The organism is Photorhabdus sp. P32, assembly GCF_038085095.1.
Lineage (GTDB): Bacteria > Pseudomonadota > Gammaproteobacteria > Enterobacterales > Enterobacteriaceae > Photorhabdus > Photorhabdus luminescens.
Map to the genome: position 1 here is coordinate 1 of NZ_JAZGJN010000105.1, position 1136 is coordinate 1136.

1 protein-coding gene and 1 pseudogene are annotated in these 1136 nt (G+C 48.2%); both read left to right on the forward strand.

Annotation, left to right across the window (positions count from 1 at the left end; all coding sequences use genetic code 11):
- The coding region (locus V2H77_RS00520) for an Hsp70 family protein (RefSeq protein WP_341497240.1) at nucleotides 1-999 on the forward strand (999 nt) is incomplete at its 5' end.
- A gap of 2 nt (nucleotides 1000-1001) precedes the next feature.
- A pseudogene (locus V2H77_RS00525) lies at nucleotides 1002-1136 on the forward strand (ISC system 2Fe-2S type ferredoxin); the annotation flags it as partial.

Below are 1136 nucleotides of genomic sequence, written 5' to 3' on the forward strand. Positions count from 1 at the left end.
GAGATAAACATTGCCGGCTGGCAGGGTAAAATCACCCGTTGCGAATTTGAAACCCTGATAACGCCATTGATAAAACGGACTTTACTGGCAAGTCGCCGGGCATTGAAAGATGCAGAAGTCTCTGCGGATGAAGTTCTACAGGTGGTTATGGTGGGTGGTTCAACCCGTGTACCGCTGGTTCGTCACATGGTTGGCGAATTCTTTGGCCGCGAACCGCTGACTTCCATTGATCCTGATAAAGTCGTTGCTGTGGGTGCTGCGATTCAGGCGGATATTCTGGTGGGTAACAAGCCAGATAGCGACATGCTGCTGTTGGATGTGATTCCGCTTTCGCTTGGGCTGGAAACGATGGGGGGCTTGGTTGAAAAAGTTATCCCACGCAACACAACTATTCCGGTTGCCAAAGCGCAAGAATTCACCACCTTCAAAGATGGCCAGAGTGCAATGAGTATTCATGTGGTGCAAGGGGAAAGGGAATTGGTAAGTGATTGCCGTTCACTGGCCCGTTTTACCCTGCGTGGCATTCCGCCATTACCGGCTGGCGGGGCTCATATCCGAGTCACTTTTCAGGTAGATGCTGATGGTTTGCTGAGTGTCAGTGCGTTGGAGAAATCCACTGGCGTTGAAGCTTCTATTCAGGTGAAACCTTCCTATGGCTTATCTGATGAAGAAATCGCCCGCATGATAAAAGATTCTATGGCGAATGCTCAAGAAGATATCAGTGCGCGTAAACTGGCGGAACAAAAAGTTGAAGCGGCGCGAGTACTGGAAAGTGTCACCAGTGCGTTAGAAAAAGATGCCGATCTACTGGATGAACAAGAACTGGCGGCAATTGATGCTGCCGTGGAAATACTTATAACAAGCGTTCAGGGCAATGATCCTGAAATTATTGAAAACGCGATTAAACAACTGGATAAGCAAACGCAGGAATTCGCTGCGCGCCGGATGAATTCATCTATTCGCCGGGCGTTGGCGGGCCATTCTGTGGATGAGATTTAATTATGCCGAAAATTGTATTTTTACCTCATAACGATCTTTGCCCTGATGGCGCAGTTTTGGAAGCCAAAGAGGGGGAATCCATTCTGAATGTTGCATTGCGCAATGGGATCGAAATTGAACATGCTTGTGAAAAATCC